Raw genomic sequence first — 19,330 nt, 5'->3', positions numbered from 1 at the left:
GGCCCGCCGGCGCACACCGGGGAGACTAGACGACGAAGGTTGGGAAAAGGTTGGCAGCCGCCCGATCAGCGGAAGACGGTGCCCAGTCTGACGGCCCAGCGCGTCTCTTCGAGCAGGCCACTATGGGTTGTGATGTCGCCGCCGTATTCGATGGTCAGGCGGCCGATGGGCAGGCGGATCTGCGCGGTGACGCCGTAGCGGTGCAGGTCCATTCGATTGTGCCAGTCGGATTGGCCGAGGCGGGTCTCGCCGCCGGTGTTGTAGAAATAGCTCAGGCCCAGTGATGCGGAGGGATTGAACTGATAGGTGAGCGCGGTCTGCGTGCTGAAGATGGGCCGCTGACGGAAGGTGCTCGCTTGGGGGTTGGGGCCGAAATACTCGTCGTTGTCGCCGAACACGGCGACATCGCCCGCGATCATCCACGCGAGCGGCCCCACCAGGCGCTGCCCGTAGCCGGCCTGCAGTGCCCCGGCGAGCCGGTTTTGGCCGATGTTGGTGTTCAGGCCGATGGTCTTGCGCGGATCGTAGGTGCCGGTGGGGAGTCGCAGGTAGGCGGCGATCCCGACATAGCGTTCGGCGTCGCGGTCCACATAGGGCCAGGCCGCCAGCATGAGATTGAGATCGCCGATGCCGCTATTGGCATCGAAGGACTGCAATGATCCGCCGGGATCGATACGGCCGCGCGCCACGTCGGCACGCACATAGGCTGGTTTCTGGCGCCATTGGAATGTGCGCCCGATGCGCAGGGTGACGGCGTCAAGGTCCAGTCGCGTGTCGCTGGCCTGGCGCTTGCCTTCCCGGAACAGGTCGCCGCGCACGCTGGCGCTGTAGGACAACTGCACCGTGGTCAGGCCGGGCGGGGGCGGAACCACGTCCTGGGGTACCAGGTCGACGGCGAGGGCCGAGGCGGATGGGACCGCGCTCGCGAGCAGGAGCAGCGCGCAGTGGGGCAGGCGAATCATTGGGCCGAAGTGTTCAGTGTGCGATGGCTGGATGGCCAGCCGCGGGGTAGGGTACGACGGTCGCAGTGGCGGGGGCTGGTGCGATCACCGTCGCCTCTCGGCGCCGGCGCGCGTATCTTACAGAGCGCCATGCGTGTTGCACCAGGCTTCGCCGCACGCGTCGGCGCCAGGCGATCCTAATCCCAAGGCCAGTTGCAGTACCCCCATGCACGCGCTCCGGCATTGCCATGCACGCCAAGCTTCCAATCCCGGCATGTGCTGGTCTCTGGGGATCGTCCTGTGGCTGGCTGTCATGGGCGTGGCGGCGGCGGAGCCGGCGCCCGATCCGGCGCCCGACCTGCTGACGCTCAACGAGGCGACCTTCATCTCTCCGGCCGGCACGCGTGAGGTGACACTGCCGCATGTGCTGAGCGCCGCGGAGATCCCCGCCGGCGGTGGGCGGGTGCGTTATCAGTTGCGGCTGCAGTTGGACGCGGCCCCGACGGCACCCTTGGGCCTCTACATTCCAAAGCTCAGCCTGTCGGGCCAGCTCAGCCTGAACGGCGTCATGGTGGGCGCCTGCGCCATCGGCGCCCTGGAAGACCTGCGCTGCCTGCATCAGCCGAACCTGTTCGTGCCGCCGCCAGCGCTGTGGCGCGCAGGCGACAACCGCATCGAGATCGCGCTATACGTCAACGACCGGCAGATGAACGGTCTCTCGCCGGTGCGGGTGGGCGCCGCCGATGCCCTATACCGCGGGCCCTATCTGCAGCGATATCTGTGGCAGGTGGAGTCGCTGCGTGCGCTGACCTGGATCGTGCTGTCGCTGGGGCTGTTGGCCCTGGCGCTGGCCTGGATCCTGCGCTCCGAGTCGCTGTATCTCTGGTTTGGCCTCTGCGCCATCGCCAATGCGCTCAGCAATCTCAACGGCCTCATCACCGTGGTGCCGGTGGATGGCGAGCTCTACAGCTGGTTCGTGTTCTCCATCCGCATGGTCACGGCGCCGCTGTTCATGCTGATGTTGCTGGCCTTCTTCGGCCGCGCCCGCGGCTACCTGCGGACGGTGCTGATCGGCTACGCCCTGCTGATGCCCCTGGCCGTCTGGCTGAGCGGCAACGACCGCTGGGTGGTGCTGGCGCTCTACATGCCCCTGAGTGCTGCCACCATCGTATTGACCCTGGCCATGGTGGTCTGGTCGTGGCGCTCGCGCCAGGCGTTGCATGCCATGGTCACCCTCACCACCAGCGCGCTGGTGGTCGCCAGCGTGCTCGACCTGCTGCGCCTGGGCGGACGCTCGTCGTTCGAGGGCATCTACTGGGTGACCTATGCCTTCACCGCGGTGTTTCTGGTGCTCGGGGTGTTGCTGGTGTCGCGGCTGGCGAGTGCGCTCATCGCCGAGCGCAAGCTCTCGGCTACGGTGGCCCGTTACCGCGAGCACCTCGAAGAACGGGTTGCCGAGCGCACCGCGGAGCTCGCCCAGGCCCGTGCCGGCGCCGAGGCCGCCAACCAGGCGAAAAGCCTGTTTCTGGCGAATATGAGCCACGAGATCCGCACACCGCTCACCGGCATCATCGGCCTGGCGCAGCTGGTGTTGCGCGGCGCGCTGGCCCCCGGGCAGCGGCAAGAGCTGCATAAGCTCGAGGGCCTGGCGCGGTCGCTGCTCGGCATCCTCAACGACATCCTGGACCTGTCCAAGATCGAGGCGGGTCGGCTGGCCCTCGAGCGGGTCCCCTTCGATCTGCGTCAGGCGGTGGACGACGTGCGTCAGCTGCTGGAGCTCAGTGCACGCAACAAGCAACTCACACTCGGCATCGCGCTCGATCCCGCGCTGGCCAGCCGGTACCGCGGCGACCCGCTGCGGCTCAAGCAGATACTCACCAACCTGCTGGGCAATGCCATCAAGTTTACCCATCGCGGCGAGGTCCGCCTGCGCGTGCGCCCCGGCGGCCTCGGCGGCGAAGCTGGACGTCTGCATTTCGAGGTGTCGGACACCGGCATCGGTATCAGTACCGAGCAACAGCAGCGCCTGTTCCAGGCCTTCTCCCAGGCCGACGAAAGCACCACGCGCCGGTTCGGCGGCACCGGCCTCGGATTGGCGATCAGCAAGCAGCTGATCGAACTGATGGGCGGACGGATAGAAGTCGAGAGCCGACCGAACGCGGGCAGCTGCTTTCGCTTCGAGATCGCCGCCGAGCCGCTGGCCGCGACCACGGCGCCGGCTGCGGCAGCGTTGCCCGCGGCCGCCACCGAAAGCGTGTCGAGCGCGGCTGTGGTGCCTGCGACCCTGGCCGTATCGGACGTGCCGCCGCCGGAGCCGATGCCCCTCGGCGGCCGTCGCATCCTGCTGGTGGAAGACAACGCGGTGAACCAGCAGATCGTCTGCGGGCTGCTGGCCGACACCGGCCTGACCATCGAGGTCGCGGACAATGGCGCCCGGGCGGTCGAGCGATTCCGGCAGCTTTGCGGTGTCGGCGCCGCGCACGACCCACCGACGCTGATTCTGATGGATCTGCAGATGCCGATCATGGATGGCTACGAGGCCGCGCGCCGCATCCGCGCCCTCGATGCCGAGGTGCCCATTATTGCGCTCACCGCCAACGCCTTCCCCGAGCACATCGACGCGGCGCACGCCGCAGGCATGAATGCGCATTTGAGCAAGCCCATCGACGCGCACCTGCTGCAGGCGGTGATTCGCCGGTTTCTCCGAGCCGCGGCGACGCCCGCCCTTCATGCACCTCCGGCGCCTGCGGCCCGGGCCGCCGAGCCCGAGCCGGATTTGCCGGACATCCCCGGCATCGATCGCGCCCTCGCCTGGCGCATGGTCAACCAGGATGCGACGCTGTTTCTGCGTCTGCTGCAGGGGGTTACCGCCGACTTCGCCGATGCCTCGGCACAGACCGCCTGCGATCTGGCCATCGGTGACACCACCGCCGCCACCCGTCGGCTGCATACGCTGCGGGGCATCGCCGGGCAGATTGGCGCACAGGAATTGATGGCGGCGGCGGCTGCCTTGGAGCAGGCCATCGCGGATCAGGACTGTGCCGTGGCTGATCGACTGGCCGCATTCGATGCCGCGTTGCAAGCGCTGCGTGCCGCCAGTGCCCCTTGGTGCGCATCCGCCGGGGCATCCACCGGGCCCGTGGTCGAGTCCGCCGCGCATGCTGTCACCCCGAGCACCGATGCTCCCTGGCGCCTGCTCATCGTTGACGATAGCCCGATGGCCATCGAAACCCTGCGGCGTGCATTGGCGGGTATGGGCGAGCTGCGCAGCGCAAGCAGCGGCACCGAGGCGTTGGCACTGGCGGCGGGCAATGCCTTCGATTTGGTCCTGCTCGATGCGCGTATGCCCGGTCTGGACGGTTATGCGACCTGTGCGCAACTGCACCGTGACCAACCTGAGCTCCCCATCATCTTCGTCACCGCAGAAAACGACCACACAAGCGAGGTGCGGGCGCTCAAGGCCGGCGCCCTGGACTTCATCAACAAGCCTATCCAGCCGCCGGTGGTGCGGGCACGGGTTGCTGTGCATCTGCAGCTCAAGGCGCAAACCGATCGCCTGCGTCGCAGCGAGGCCCGTTACGCCCGCGCCGTGCGCGGTACCTCCGATGGCCTTTGGGAGTGGCAGGTGCAAACCGATCAGGTGTACCTATCGCCGCGCTATCTGGAACTGCTTGGTCATGCATCGCAGGCGCAGGCCGAGGACGTGATTGCGCCTGGCATCGCCGGCTTCGAGACACTGGTACACCCCGAAGATCTGCCTAAGGTGCGCGCCGCCCGCGACGCCCAGCTGCGGCGTCAGGCGCCCTTTGATGTGGAACTGCGCCTGCGCACCTGCGATGGCGAGTACCGTTGGTTTCGCTCGCGTGCACAGGCGGAACGAGATGCCACAGGCGCGCCCCTGTGCATGGCCGGTGCCATCACCGACATCGGCCCGCAGAAACGCGCTGAAGCGGCGCTGGCGCGTGCCCATGCGATGCGGGTGGCCGCTGAGCGCGAGGCTGCCGGTCAGGCGGAGCGCCAACGCCTACTGCGGGATATGCACGACGGACTCGGCTCTCAGCTGGCCACCGCACGCTTGCGCATGAGCCAGGGCACGCTGAGCCTGTCGGAAGGGGCGGTCCTGCTGGACGAATGCATGGGCGATCTGCATCTGCTGGTCGATACACTTGGTAACACCGAGCATAGTCTGGCGCGCGCCCTGGCCGAGTATCGATACCGCTGTCAGCGCCGGCTGGCGCAAGTGTCCATCCGCGTCGACTGGCGCCTCAGGTTAGCGGCCTGTCCGCCGCTGCCGGACCGCACGATCCTGCAGATGATGCGCATTCTGCAGGAGGGCTTGAACAACGCCCTCAAGCACGCCCGCGCCACGCGCATCCTGATCGAGATCGAGTGTGGGCAGCCGGATGGTATCCGACTGGACATCAGCGATGATGGCATCGGTTTACCGGCGCATCTGACCTACGGCCGCGGTATCGGCAACATGCAGGCGCGCGCGCGCGAGATCGGCGGCGACCTTGTGCTCCAGCGACGGGCCTGCGGCACCCGCATCCGGCTGCGGGTGCCGGCGTGCAAATAAAGCGATATGTGCTCTCGCGATCACAAAAGCCCCTGATCGCGTGCCCGCTTCACCGCTTGCAACTGTGAGTGTGCACCGAGCTTGCGGTAGAGGTTGCGCACATGGGTCTGCACGCCCGACAGGGCGATACCCATGGCCTCGGCGCACTCCGCGTAGCTGTTGCCATCGGCGATCAGCGCCAGCAGCTCCGTCTCGCGCGGGGTGAGGCGTGGCGCATTCGGGTCGCTTGGCGTTAGCCCCGGACGGGCCAGCTTGAACAGATAATTGGCCAGCATTGGGCTCAGGGGGTATACCCCCGCCAGCAACTGCTCGACGGCCTGGGTGATGAGCAGACTAGGATCGCCCTTGAGGATGTAGCCCAAGGCGCCGGCGCGGATGGCCTCCAACACGCGGGCCTCGTCGGCGAACACCGACACTACCATCACCGGCGTGCGCGGACACTGCTGAGCCAGGGCGCGTATCACTTCCACGCCGCTACAGTCCGGGAGCCCCAGATCCACCAGGGCCAAGTCCGGACAAGCAGCCTGCGCGCAGAAGGCGATGGCGTCGTGGCCATTGCCGAAGGCGTGCGTCGCCCAATTGGTGCCCAGCCCCGCCACCGCCTCCGCCAGCGTGCGTCGAAACACGACATCGTCTTCCACGAGCAGGGCGTGAAGCATGGCGTTCGTCGAAGTGTTCGGCATCGAGAATCCGCAGACCAACGGGCTTGTCATGCGACGATGGTAAAACTCCGTCCGACGTTCGCCAAGCCCGTGAGCGCACTGGTGACACAGGAGCGACGTCTTCGCCAGCCTTCGCTTCACCGGCGCTCCGGCGGCCACAGCGGTAGTCCACTTCACCCATAGTCATGGGCTATCGCGGCAGGCGTGGTGCGCGATATTCTTCTGGGGTAGGGCATCCACCGATGATTGTGCGGCTGGTGTAAAGCACAAATCGTGAAAGATTGAGCCTGTGTCAGATACGATTTGGCTGGTCTCCTCACAGCAAGACCCGGGAAAGCGTAGGAAAGCCTTTGCTGACAGCGGCTGAAAGCCGCTGCCATTAACCCGCCGTTAATCACTCATCCCTAGACTGTCCGATGACGAGACGCTCACGTTCAGTCTCGCTCGTGCTCAACGCTTGTGTCAGAAGACCGGCAAACGAGACAGGCAGCTATGAGACCGAGCGCCCTGTTAGCCCTGCACACGATGGACCGGACTGCCGTTCAGACAATTGATGCGGCCATAACAACATCCGAAGAGCGTTTCTGCGCATGCAATTAGGCCATGCCGGGTGGCGCGCCACTCAGTACTGAGTGCATCCGACAGGGCTCATCGGCGGAAACCGGAGTTGCGGATCAAGATATGGTGCTCTATGATCGCGGCGCCTTACGGATATCGCATGGACCGTTGGTGAGGTGACGCCAGCTAAGCATACAACAACAAGTATCCATTCGAGCATCGAGCGTCGAGCATCGGGCACTACATCTGAGCGCTTCGTCCAGCGTCATCAGATCCTGTACGTGCGGGTGAGATTGTCAATCACCAGCGGCATTATTCCGCGGCATCACCACATAATAGGCGCAAAATTAATCAACGACATGAGCATGAGACATGATGAGCAGTAACACTGCCAGCAACGACGCGGCGCTGATGGCCCCGCCCTCGGCGCCCTCCGGGCAGCGTCTTTGGAACCGGGCCGTCACGGTCGCCTCCATCCTGGTCGCGCTCTTCACACTGGATCGTATCAGCGTGCTGCTGGGCCATTACTGGCTGATGGAGAGCCTGGATCTGCAGTCCGTGTTTTGGACCAATTTCTCCACGGGTGCAACGCTCTATGTGGTAGCGCTGGTCGGCTTCGCGGCGGCGGCTTGGGCACCTGCCTTCGCGCACCCCCTGCGCTCGCGCGGCTGGATCATGGCGCCGGGCTTCCTGCTCGCAACCGTCGCTGCTTACATGCTGGCGCTACATTACGCCGATTTCCTGTTCGGCACGCAGGCCATCAGCTTCGGCGAAGACGACCCGGTGTTCGGTCACGATCTGGGCTTCTATGTCTTTGATCTGCCCTATCTCTGGGTTATATGGAGTTTCACGCTCGGCGCAGCCCTGGTGTTCCTCGGCTCGGCCATCGCCTGCGCCTTCGCCGTGCGCGAGCGCAACGAGCCCGCGCCGCACCTGAGCCAGCTCAGCGCATTCCTGGGCAGCATCGCCACCTGGCCCGTGCGTTTGGGCGTGGTGCTGGTGGGCCTGACCGGCGCTGTGGGCGTCTGGCTCGGACGCTACGACGCGGTGGTGTGGGACAACGCCGACTCGAGCGTCCACGCCGGCGCGGACGTGCTGGACGTGACCGGCCTGTTCTCCAACCTCAACTACATCAACGTCACCACCCTGGTGATCATCGGCATCACCATCGCCATCGTCCTGTTGCTCACGCAACTGGCGCGAGCGGCGCAGGCCGAGGCCGACGACGCACCGTCACACTCCGGCGTCCGCTGGGGACTGGCGGCGGCGCTGCTGGTGGGTTTGCTGACACTCGATTTCGCGTTCAAGGCCGGCGTCGAGCTGCGCGATATGGTGGCCGTGAAGCCCAACGAGCCTGTGGTGCAGCTGCCGTACATCGCCCGTCACCTCGAGGCCACCCGTGCCGCCTATGGGCTCGAAGACATCGAGGCCATCGACTTCATGCCCAACGGCCAGGATGCGCCGCTGCCCTCGGTGGAGGAATTGCTGGCCAGCACGACGGTGCGTAATGCACCGCTGTGGCCCGGCTTCCAGTCGTATCTCGAACGGCTGCTCGATCCGCAGCATGCCGAGCGCATCGTCCAGACCGGTGGCGATGCCATGATCTACGGCCCGACCTTGGATATCTTTCAGCAGGAGCAGAAGCTGCGGGCCTACTATCGGTTTCTGAGTGTAGACAATGTCCGCTATTACCTCGGTGGCGAAAAGCGCATGCTGGTCAGTGCGGTGCGCGAGCTGCCCCTGTTCGAGCCCGTCCCCTGGCTCAACTATTGGGGGCAGCGCTATGTACTCTTTACCCACGGCTTTGGTGTCGCGATGGCGTACGCAGGGGAAGTTACCGAAGAGGGTACGCCGGCGTTCGTGTCGTTCGATATCCCGGGCAAGGTGACCGACGAGGTGCTGGCGCTCGACAACGAACGGGTGTACTACGGCGAGGGCGCCGAGACCATGGCCTTCAGCAATGTCGACCAAATGAAGGAACTGGACTACCCCACCGAGCAGGATCGGGCCGAGTTGCTGCTGCCGGAGGACGTCCGCACCGGCATCTATCTGGATTCATTCCTCAAGCGGTTGGTGCTCGGCTGGCGCAGCGGGCGCCTGAGCGAGTTCTTGTTCAGTGACCTGATCACCGACCGTACGCGCGTCCACTACATCCGCACACCCCTCGATCGCCTCGAGGCGGTTGCACCCTTCCTCTACTTCGATACCAACCCCTACGCCGTCGTCGCCGATGGCCAGCTCACCTGGATCGTCAACGCGCTGAGCACCACCGATCGGTATCCCTACAGCATGCGTAGTGAGCTCGGCGACAAGTCCGATGAGCGTACCCCCTTCCCGCGGCCGACCCGCTGGGTCAACTACGTCGAGGATTCGGTAAAGGCAACGGTGAATGCCGACGACGGTCGCGTCCAGTTCTACCAGATCAGCGATCAACCGGTGATCAAGACCTGGGCGGCGGTCTATCCCGAGCTATTTGCGTCGGTGCAGGCCATGCCTGAAGGTGTACGCAGCCAGCTCACCTACTCGGTGCAACTATTCCATCTGCAATTCGACGACCTCTATATCTACTACCACATGGATGACCCCATGTACTTCTTCAATCTGGAAGACATGTGGGACGACGGTGACGAGGTGTTGGGGCCGGTGCTCGACAGTGGTAAGGCGATCACCTTCTCCATCGAGCCCTACTCGCTGCTGCTACCCACCGGCGGCGGCACGCTGCCGGCGTCCGAGGAGGCGGTGCAATACGCCATGGCCATGGTCTTCACGCCCGAGAAGGCGCTCAATCTGCGCGCCATCCCGATCGTCTACCAGGACTGGCCAGACTACGGCAAGAAGATGGTATTGCAGGTGCCCAAGGGCACCTATGTGATGGGGCCCGAGCAGGCCGACGCCATTATCGATCAGGAGCCCGGGATCTCGCAAAAGCTCTCCTGGTGGAACCGCCGCGGTATGGAAGTCATCCGCGGCCACACGCTGCTGCTGCCCATCAGCCACTCCGGCGGCGACGATGTGCTGTATGTGGAGCCGATTTTCCTGCGCTCCGAGCAGAATCCCGTGAGCCAACTCAAGAAGGTTGCGGTTGTGTTACGCGGCAAGGTGGCGCTGGGCGACACCCTCGAAGACGGTATCCGGGAGGTGCTCGCCCTGCATGAGAACGGCAAGACCGCAGGCGTCTCAGCCCGTATGGACGCGGATGTGTATGACGCACCTGCGCCGGCGGCGGCACCGCCGAGAGCGGGCGGCGAGGTATCTGGCGTCGACGCCGGTGAGAGCCGTGCCGCTGCCGCAATGCGCCGGCCCGCGGAGGCGCCGGCTGCAGCGACATCCGCAGCACAGGCATCCCCGCCGGAATCATCCCCGCCGGAATCATCCCCACAGGCGCCCGCACAGGCGGCGTCCGCGCCGGTGTACAGGGTAGCGCCGCGCGCGTCTGCCTATGCACCGCCCACCTATCGCGGTGGCTACGCCCCCATGCCTGCTTATGGAGGTTACCCTCCGCCCGCCTACGGCCCGCCAAGCTATGCGCGTCCGTTCCCCCTGCCCGGCGTCGGTGCGACGAATTCCGGGGCTTCGTCAACCGGCAGCGCTGCGCAGCGCGGATTGGAGAACTGAATCATGTCCATCAAGACCTCCACAACCCAGCAGGCCGGCGCCGGTAACCGTGTCGGTGACCTGATTGGCACATTACTATTGTCTTACCTCATCGCCGCCGGCTTGATCGTCGCCTTGGTGGATGTGGCCGGCGTCTGGAATGTGCTCGCGAACACACGCCTGCTGGATGCCCTGATCTCCGGCGGCTTCATCAAGTACCACGACATGCAGATGGGCTTCGTGCACGGCATTCCCGAGGTGGAGCTGTATCTGCTCTCACAAGATCCGGTGGATTGGCGGCTGATGTTCGTCGTGGTGATGCTGCTGCTGATCTATTGGCTGGTGAAGGCGGTACAGTTTCACGGATTGGCCCGGTTTTGTGGTGTCGCCGGGGGATTCGGCGCCCACACCCGCGCGCTCTACTACGGCGTCGGCCTGAACAGTCTGCTGCCCTACAACGTCGGCGAGCTGGCCACGGCGCAGGTGCTCGCGGGTCAGGGACAGCGTCTCCGCAATGCCCTCAATGCGTTGTTCATGCTCCGGCTGTTTTTCGGCTTCGAGATCCTGTTCTACGCCATCGTCGGCCTGATCGCACTGGGATGGGGCACCTGGCTGACCCAGATTTTCTGGGGACTGGTGATTTTCTTCATCCTTTTCCTGTTCATGCGTGGTACCCGGCCGAGCGCGCATGACGTGGCCAGCCAACCCCTCTGGCGGCAGCTGCGCAGCGCCCTGACGGCCCTGTCGCGTGACCCGCTGCATTTGGTGCAGTGGAGCCTGTTGTCCATCCTGGCGTTCTCGCTGGAGCATGTGGCGGCTTACCTCACCGTCATGGCCTTCACTTCCGACAACGTCATTCTCAACGTGGATTTCTCGCTGCTGATCATGGCGCTGGTGGGTGGCTACATTGCACGTCTGATCCCGTTGACTCCCGGCGGCATCGGCCAGTTCGAGTGGGGCTTCGCAGCCGCGTTATACCTGGGCGGACTTGGGTTTCCGGAATCGGCGACTATCGCACTCCTCTACGGGCTCGTGCGCTACCTGATCAGTGCACTGATGACACTGGCCGTGCGTCTGAGTTACGGAGTTGAGACAGATGTCGGGGCGGTGCTCGGGCGCTTTTCCCGCGCGGGCGATGACGCGGCATCCAACGGTTAGGCTGTCATGGGCGAAGCCGGAGCATCCGCGATGCCGGTTTCGCCTTTGGCACTGACGGTCATGCTCGCGACGCTGCATCTACAGCTGGCTTCGCGGCGAAGCGGCATCGTCATGTCTCGTGGCGGCCGCGACCAGCACCTTGTCTAGACAACCCCGCCGGGAAAAAGTGTCGACGAAACCGCAGCGTCGGCAGCGGGGGTTAGCAGAGAGCGGTTACGATCGACAAAAATGAAAGACCACCTGACTTGCTTTTTTGAGGCGAGATTCGCCAGAGCGGGAGAGACGCAGCCGTACGAGCGTTTAATCCTAAGCTCATTATCGGGCGACGACCACGCACGCATGTGCGATCTACTTGCCAACATCGAAAAATTGTTTACAGGAGCGCAGCCGGAGCACGCAGCATCCCTCAAAGAACATACCGCCGAGGGTCTGACACTCAAGTCGGCCAATGCGGTCGTGCGTAAAATTTTGGGCGGGGCCATGTTTCTGCTGTTGATCTGCTCGAGTGTGCTCCTGCTGGCAGGGTTTTATGACTACTGGACAAGCGATCCGAGTCTCCTGGCTTTGTCCCAGCTAGGGGGCTATGCGATTTGTCTGGCGTTGATCTATTACCTGGAGGGCGGGCAGGCTGCGCGCTTCATGGCCAAAGGTGATCCGCCGGAGATGCACGGCGATCGATTCAGGCCGTTTCTCGTCAAAGATCTGCTGCATGAGCGGTCGATACAGGGTTATGTGGGGGCGCGGCAATTCTTTACCTTGGGCGTAACCACCATTGCCTACGCGCTCTTTGTCAAAAACTGGTCGTTGCCGCAGTTCTTTGCGTTGAGTCCTGGCGCGGGCGATGCGTTGCTCCTACTGTCTCATATCCTGGTGACCACAACGTTGTTTCAGATTCTGCCGCAATTAAAGGCGAACCGCGATCGGGCCTTCGCTTGTGCACCTGGCAGCCTGTTGACGTATCACGTGTGTGAAAAGGTTGCCAAGGTCTTCGATCCGTCATTGCCCGCGCACTATGTCGACCGGCTGACGCAGAAGATGAGGCAGCGTACCAATGAACAGACAGTGGCAAGAAGTGAGGCGACAGAAATCCCTCCTGTTTTCTTGACAAACAATGTCTCCAAGTTCAAGAGCGACGGCGGCTGGCGCTCGCCGTCTGAGGTGAAAGCGATTTTGTCAAGCAACGGGATGCGCGCTGATGTCGGCTGGCTGGCCGTGCCAACCGCCGATGAGCATCTGCCCCCGCACTATGCGCTGGCGGTACTGGTTGTGATCAACAAAACGCTCGCCACGGCGTCGGCGTCATTGCGCCAAACCGTTCTGGATGCGTTCTTCAGTGTGGTTGAAGGTCGGACACGTTAGGGTGAGCGTTCTGTGGCACACTCGGTAAATCGCGCGGCTCGAGCTGGATGCGACCGGATGAGCCGGGCGCTGAAGTAAGCAGCGGCGCTGGCGTCTTGATGCGTGACAGGTGCGCGCTATCGTCTAGCGCCGTGTGAGCGTAGTGGGTGAGGCAGGGCTGGTCGATGGCCGAACCGGAATCGTCGACATCGCCTGGCGTATCCGTAAACTGATGAGGCTGTGATAATGACTATTCCATTGTTGGGCAAGCGCTGGTTATTCTCCGGTATCGTCGCACCGATGCTGTTGGCCGCAATGGCACAGGTGCCGGCGTCAGCGCAGGCAGCGCAGGGCGCAGACGGCGGCTATGCATCCTGCTTCGAGCAGGCGCGCGTGCCGGCGGGCAGCCCGGTGCTGGCCGCACTGTCAGACTGCGTGGCGGCGCCGACGAATGCGCCCGTCGCCTGCATCGCACGGGTCAGTGGCAGGGCAGTGGCGGCGGGGGAGCTCGACGCCGAGCAAAAGCGCTTGCTGCAGACCTGCAGCTCCCGCGTCGACGAAAGCGCGCAAGCGGGGCGCTGAGACCGTGCGTCGCAGCCATTGGTTCCCTGCCGCAGTATTCGGTTGCTGCATCGCCGGGCTGAGCCCGGTGTTCGCCGCCGCCGGCGACGATACACCCTGCGCGGCGGACCTGTGCAGACACTCGCCGGTACTCGTGTTCCGCGCGTCGGGCGAGCTGGTGCCGCCGGGGCAGTTGCTGCCCGACTCCCGGCTGCGGGTCTCGCCGGCATCCGACCAGGCGGCGCCGGGGCTACTGCCGGCCGGTCTGGCCCCGGAGGCCGTCTACCAGTGGAGCGAGCCGCGCTCGGGCACGATGCGCAGTGTCGTCACCGCCGTCGACGCCGATGGTGCACTTGCGGGCGTCCTGCTGCAGGATCAGGCCGGCGGCGCATGCCGCTATTTGGATCGGCCCCAGCTCGTCGTCGCCGAAGATCGCTATGGCCGCCACCCGCTCATCACCAGCGACCGCCCCGGGCTCGGTGTCATCGTCGGCGAGGTACCGGCCTGGGTGCCCGGCAGCACCATCGACTGGCGGGCCGTGCCGGAGATCGGACGCGGCTTCGAGCGCACCTGGCAAGCGCAAGCCCACCTGCCGACGGTGCCACAGTCGGATGGCGTCATGTTTCGCTACGAGCGCACGGGGTCTTTTCGCTCATCGGGCCGCCCCGGGCGGGGCAACTCACCGCACCACTGGAACTTGCTGGCCTATGCGCTGGAGGCGGGTGCGCCGGCGATCATGCCTGCCTGCAGGCCCGCCGACGGGGCGGGCGACTAGCGCCGTAAGTCATGGCGGGGTATGCCACACACGGGCAGTCGTGGAGGGTGTAACATCATGAGACTTGTATTCCTGACACTGGGTCTGCTGCTGTGCGCTGTCTCGGTGCTGTTGTTTTACCAGCGCTCGATGGCGCTGCACGAGCGCAGTGAGGCCCTCGAAGCCCTGTCGGCGGCCCTGGCGGCCGCGCCGCGCGGCGACGAGCGCCCGCAGGCGTTGCGCGCGCCCGCCGGCGCCCGGGTCGAGGTGCAGACCCTCAGCGCCGTGCCGGTGGAACTGGCCAAAGCCGCCGTGATACCCGCCGATGAGGTGCCCCGCCGCTATCTCGGCGCGGATGATCTGGCGCCGGGCGATCGTTTCGTCAAGGCCGGCGACACCACCGCCGCACCAGGGAGCGGCACCCGCGATGACCCCTGGCGGAGTCTGAGCCATGCGCTCGCGCAACTGCAGCCCGGCGATCGCCTGGTGGTGCTCTCCGGGCGCTACCAGGGCCCGCTGCGCATCGGCAACGATGTGGCCGCCGGTACGGCGCAGGCCCCCATCACCGTGCACTTCACCAGCAACGCCGAGCTGATCGGGCCGCAGCCGGGGGACCCGGTCGCCGCCGGCCACCACGACGATTGGGGGCCGCTGGTGTCCATCGCCCGTGATCACTGGCATCTCGAAGGCCTGAACGTGATCGGTGGCTACAGCAACCCCGTGGTGTCCATCGAGGGCGGCGTCAGCGGCATCCGCCTGGCGTCGCCGCACATCCGCGCCGCTGCCGGCAGCGGCCTGGTGGTGGCCGACGGCGTGAGCGGGATCGAGCTCACCGACCTACACTTGCATCACCTCGGCAGTCTCGAGGGGCGTGACCACGACCGCCGGGCCTTGTACGCCCGCCCGCAGGAGGCACCCTTCGTGGCGCTGGCGCTGCCCGAGCACGGGGTGATGCTGGAGGGCGGAAAAATCCACCACATCTTTGGACAGTTGGGCATCGTATCCGGCCCGGATGGGAAGCGTGCCCTGGACGATGAGACATTCTCCGGATGGGATATCGTCGTCTCCAGGGGCGAGCAGCGGTGGTGGTAGGCCCTGTCATGGCAGGCGAGGCTTCGTGCGATCAACGAGCATCAACAAAGAGGCGATAGTATGAGCAGTAAAACGAGCATTGCGAATGCCGTGGCGCTGGCGACTGTGACCGTGGGCGCCGCCTTCTGGCAGCCATCGGCCATGGCAATCGATGCGTGCACACAAGACTATCTGAGAAACGCCAGCAATCATTGCGGCAACGACCGCGGTAATTACGTGCTGCGCAGCGAGGGTCGGGCACTGTACGGGCGCGAGGCGCCCGACACCGCGGACAAGGCCGAGTTGGTGATCAGGCGACCCACCCGTGTGGGCCGTTCCTTCCAGCTGGTCGAAGAGGTACTGCAGCGCGTCGGCGACCCCGTGACCAATGCCAGCGGCAGCTATACCGGCACCATGAACGGCCTGGGCTCCAACCCGCACATGAACAACCACGGCCAGGCCGTCTGGCAGATCAGTACACAGGATGGATGGCAAGGCTTTTATGTCGGCTCGCGGGCGGCGGATATTCGCCCCCTGGCGGGCACCGATGATGTGGTCGACGGTTATACCCTCTGCGGTGATAACCGCAGTGGGTATAACGACAGTCTGGAACCCTGGCCCCAGATTGGGGATGGTGGCCATGTCGTGATCGGGGGGCAGGTTGTCCGTGGGCCGGGGCGGGAATGCCAGTTTTATCCGGATGATCCTTTGGCTCAGCAGGCGGTGTTCCGCATTCCCTACGACACCGGCATCGCTCAGGGCCAGGCCGTACTCCAGGGCGACCGGCTGTCCGAGGCTGGCAATGCGCCCGATATCTTTGCGGTGGACGGCGCACTGATCGGCGCCGACCACCCCTTCCTCCCCGACGCCCGGGCGCGTCTGACCTATGTCGACGCCATCAGCCACTCCGCCGATATGGTGGCGGCCGACGGTGCGCTGGTCGTCGACGGCGCCCTGCAGGTGACGCCGCCGGGCTATACCATCGGCGAGACACTCGCACGTGATGCGAACCTGCGTGTCAACAGCGCGATCCTGCATGTCGACGCCCAGGGCACGCCGGCCATTGTGGCGATGAGTGGCGGCGATGTCTCGAAGGCCGCTTCGCCGCTGATCGCGGCGGACGACCGTGTCGTGTATCGCGAGGCGGCCGCGTATGACGACGACACGGTGATTCGGATTGTTGATCCAACGGAGCGGCGATGCTTTCAGCTGACCGGAACGCTGGCGGCCGCCGAGGACGTCGAGCCCGACCCCGACTTTGAACCTGAGTTTGGCGAGGTTCAGGCCGGTGAGTACGGCTACAGTTCGGCCCTGGAACTTCGCTTATCGGGCACGCGTGTTGACGGCTTCTCCATCTTTTGCCGCTCAGACTTCTATGGCTGTGCAATCCTCGCAAAGGCGGGTGGCAGCAGCCTGGACAAAGCGGATTGGGCCCTCCGCATCCTGGGTAAGGGTAATGCGTTTTGCATGCCCAACGAAGACGCCGACGCCATCATCGCAGGAGCGGGTGCAGGCGAGTTGACCGTCGCAATCTCCGGCTCCACGGAGGTGGTGGGCTCGCGTGTCGGGCCGATGGCGTTTACCGTGAACGCGTCGAACCTGTTGGGACCCTTCGAGAATCGCTACATCGAGGGCGGCGCCATCAAGGCGTGGACACCGTCGACGGGTCAAACGGAGACGGTGGTGGACTTCTGGTCGAAGAGCCCCGCGGGATTCTCCCGCATCGAGGGTGCGACGCCACACTTCGATGCCGGCGTGGGCCTGGTTGCCTTCAGAGCGGGGCTCGAAACCCCCTATAACAGCACCGCCGGCGAAGAAGGCGACAACCCCTTTCCAGCGGCAGACTATTCGAGCGTCGCGACCGCCCTTGGCGATCCCTTCCCATGCGAGTCGGTCCATACGGGTGAATTCGGTGACTTCCCGTCAAAACAGCTGGAAGCCGCTGGACGTGACTACCCAGGCGACACCTGCCAGGCCATCTACGTCCGCTCCACCGAGGGTCTGACCGAGATCGCCCGGAACAAAACCGCGGCGGCGGTCTTCGCCGACGAGGACGACGCCACACTGACCGGTGTGACCGAAGCCGACGGCTTCGAGTTCTGGGAGCTCGGTGCCACGGTCGTGGTGACGGACGACGGCACGGTGTTTTTCAACGCCATGACGGGCCAGACCTTCTCCGGTGCCGGCGGCGCTTGCGCAAGCACGGACAGTCCGTACTACGGCCAGGGGTCTGATCGTGGCGGCTTCGATGGCATCTTCGCCTACCGCGACGGCGTGGTCCGCAAAGTGGTTGCGGAATGCGATGTGCTCTCCGATGGCAGCCAGGTGCTGGAGCTGCAGCTGCCTCAGCCGGAACTGCGCCAAGCCGCCTACGAAGACGCCTTCCTGGTGAAAGCACTCCTGGATACGGACGCCGACGGCACGGATGACACCGTGGCGCTGCTTGGCCTGACATCGCCTGATCCCGCCGTGCCCGGGGCGCAGCCCCGGGTGGTGTACGAGGGCGACCGCGGCTTCCGGCTGGTGAGCTACTCCCAGGCTGGGGGCGAGGTTGCGATCTCGGTGCTGGATCCCGCGGATGAGCAACTGGATCCGCCCCGCAACGGTTGGGCGCTCACCAACATCGAGGTGTCCGATGCCGCCAATGCCCAGTTCTTGCCGGTGGGGGCCAACTTCCCGGACGGCCTCGTGTCCTTTACGGCGGAGAACGGCGAGCCGGAATCAGTGATCTATCTCTCATTGCGATTCCCGGCGGCACCCGCCGACGTGCTGAGCCTGCTGAAGGATGTCGAAGATGCGCCCAACCTGATCGAGCGCGTGGAGAGCGATGGCCAGGGTGGATCGCTCGTGACCTTCTCGATCCAGGATAATGGCCCCTACGACTTCGACGACCGGGAGAGCTACATCTTCGATCCGGTGGCGCTCAACGTCGTGCTCGCTGCAACTCCGATCCCGGCACTCGGCTGGCCCGCGATGGCCTTGCTCGCAGGCCTGCTGGGCCTGGCAGTGGCCGTGTTCAGCGGGCCTCGACGGACAGGCGCTTAAGCGCTCGGCGAGCAGCCGGTGCAATGCGGGCGCAACGCCTGCATTGCACCCGGTATAACCAATCGCGCTGGGTGCGTCGGCTGCGCCCCCCCGGCGCTTGCACCCAGCCCACACTGGGTGCGCCAGCCCTAACCAACACTTGCCTGCGCACGGCGACTCCAGTGGAACCGGGACGCTTTTTGCGGCGCTTATGAAGGGCCGCAGCCCGGCTGGAGCGTGTCTGCTATCCAAGCCCGCCTGGTTTTTGCGCAGGGACCGATTGCGAGCGGCCACTTCGTGCAGACCGGTAGCAAGACTGGGAGGAAGAAGACTGGGGGCGGGTGGGTTTCCACCCGCCGGGGAAGATGCACGCACAAATGGCCCTTTGGCCTTGGGCCTTGGGCCTAAGGCGTTATTGCCACGCGGGTGGCTCGGCGATGGGCGAGGCGGCTGTGGCCGAGCGACCGGACCAGGGCGAGGCACCCTGCTCTGGACGGATGCGCAGCTCGCTCCCATCGGCGCGAACGACTCGGTAGATGTCGATCGTCGGCTGATCGGCGTCTTCGATTTCCACCTCGCCGTCGATCAGCAACGGCTCGTCGGCGGGCAAGGTGATGCGGTGATACCAGGTGGGGCCGCCTTCGACGATGATCCGGCCACTGGCGTCTTCAACCAGGACCTCATTGTCACCAAGGTCGTGCAGGAGGGTCGCAGTAATCTGCACCCGCGTCCCCGGGCGAGGATCCTCCAGGATCGTGGCGATGAGCATAGGCTCGGCGACGAGCGGCTCTGCGGGGGGTGGATCTGCGAGGGTAAGTGCAGGCGCCAGCGCCAGCAGTGCCAATGGTGAAGCGATCGACGCTGTCAGGCGGTCATGCAAACGCGACATGGCGAATATCTCCGGTGGTTGCCAGTACTGCGAAGGTAGTCGTTCATCCCCTGTATCACAAGGCTGGCAAAAACGATCGTTCGGCGGCAGAGGGCGCTGCTGTGCCAATCGCCGAGCTGCGCGGCCTGCGACCATGCAACCACCCAAGCAGGCCGGGTAGCCGCTGGCGGGGGTCTCGACCGCAGGGATGCGGTCGTGAAGCCT

Annotated in this window: 11 protein-coding genes; 8 read left to right on the top strand and 3 right to left on the bottom strand. The window is 65.0% G+C overall.

What is annotated here, in order from left to right; all coding sequences use genetic code 11:
• Positions 1 to 65: 65 nt before the first annotated feature.
• Positions 66 to 962, bottom strand: coding sequence for a transporter (locus tag QZ588_RS02035; RefSeq protein WP_295539241.1), 897 nt, complete (start codon positions 960 to 962; stop codon positions 66 to 68).
• Between the two features lie 253 nt (positions 963 to 1,215).
• Between QZ588_RS02035 and QZ588_RS02030 the strand changes: the two genes are divergently transcribed.
• Positions 1,216 to 5,517 (top strand): response regulator, encoded by a 4,302-nt coding sequence (locus QZ588_RS02030; protein WP_295539237.1) that lies wholly within the window; start codon positions 1,216 to 1,218, stop codon positions 5,515 to 5,517.
• Positions 5,518 to 5,537: 20 nt separating this feature from the next.
• Here QZ588_RS02030 and QZ588_RS02025 read toward each other — a convergent pair whose 3' ends face one another.
• Positions 5,538 to 6,176 (bottom strand): response regulator transcription factor, encoded by a 639-nt coding sequence (locus QZ588_RS02025; RefSeq protein ID WP_295539234.1) that lies wholly within the window; start codon positions 6,174 to 6,176, stop codon positions 5,538 to 5,540.
• 933 nt (positions 6,177 to 7,109) lie between these two features.
• Here QZ588_RS02025 and QZ588_RS02020 point away from each other — a divergent pair.
• From QZ588_RS02020 to QZ588_RS01990, 7 genes are all read left to right on the top strand, one after another.
• Positions 7,110 to 10,352, top strand: a complete 3,243-nt coding sequence (locus QZ588_RS02020) for a UPF0182 family protein (RefSeq protein WP_295539231.1) — start codon at positions 7,110 to 7,112, stop codon at positions 10,350 to 10,352.
• Between the two features lie 3 nt (positions 10,353 to 10,355).
• Entirely contained in the window at positions 10,356 to 11,489 is a 1,134-nt protein-coding gene (locus QZ588_RS02015; protein WP_295539227.1) for a lysylphosphatidylglycerol synthase transmembrane domain-containing protein, read from the top strand.
• Between the two features lie 228 nt (positions 11,490 to 11,717).
• Positions 11,718 to 12,848 (top strand): hypothetical protein, encoded by a 1,131-nt coding sequence (locus QZ588_RS02010; RefSeq protein WP_295539224.1) that lies wholly within the window; start codon positions 11,718 to 11,720, stop codon positions 12,846 to 12,848.
• 225 nt (positions 12,849 to 13,073) lie between these two features.
• A complete protein-coding gene (locus tag QZ588_RS02005; RefSeq protein ID WP_295539221.1) occupies positions 13,074 to 13,409 on the top strand; it encodes a hypothetical protein in 336 nt (111 codons plus the stop codon).
• 4 nt (positions 13,410 to 13,413) lie between these two features.
• Complete coding sequence (locus tag QZ588_RS02000; protein WP_295539219.1) at positions 13,414 to 14,163, top strand: hypothetical protein; 750 nt, start codon at positions 13,414 to 13,416, stop codon at positions 14,161 to 14,163.
• A gap of 57 nt (positions 14,164 to 14,220) precedes the next feature.
• Positions 14,221 to 15,234 carry a hypothetical protein gene (locus QZ588_RS01995; RefSeq protein WP_295539215.1) on the top strand — a complete coding sequence of 338 codons (1,014 nt, stop codon included), beginning with the start codon at positions 14,221 to 14,223 and terminating at the stop codon, positions 15,232 to 15,234.
• 60 nt (positions 15,235 to 15,294) lie between these two features.
• The gene (locus QZ588_RS01990) at positions 15,295 to 18,258 is read left to right on the top strand and encodes a choice-of-anchor U domain-containing protein (protein ID WP_295539212.1); all 2,964 of its coding nucleotides are present in this window, start codon (positions 15,295 to 15,297) and stop codon (positions 18,256 to 18,258) included.
• A gap of 391 nt (positions 18,259 to 18,649) precedes the next feature.
• Here the strand turns inward: QZ588_RS01990 and QZ588_RS01985 are convergent, their stop codons facing one another.
• A complete protein-coding gene (locus tag QZ588_RS01985) occupies positions 18,650 to 19,234 on the bottom strand; it encodes a hypothetical protein (RefSeq protein WP_295539209.1) in 585 nt (194 codons plus the stop codon).
• Positions 19,235 to 19,330: the final 96 nt, after the last annotated feature.

The organism is uncultured Thiohalocapsa sp. (genome assembly GCF_913062725.1).
In the GTDB taxonomy this organism is placed as follows: domain Bacteria; phylum Pseudomonadota; class Gammaproteobacteria; order Chromatiales; family Chromatiaceae; genus Thiohalocapsa.
This window is presented reverse-complemented; position numbering and strand designations above follow the sequence as displayed.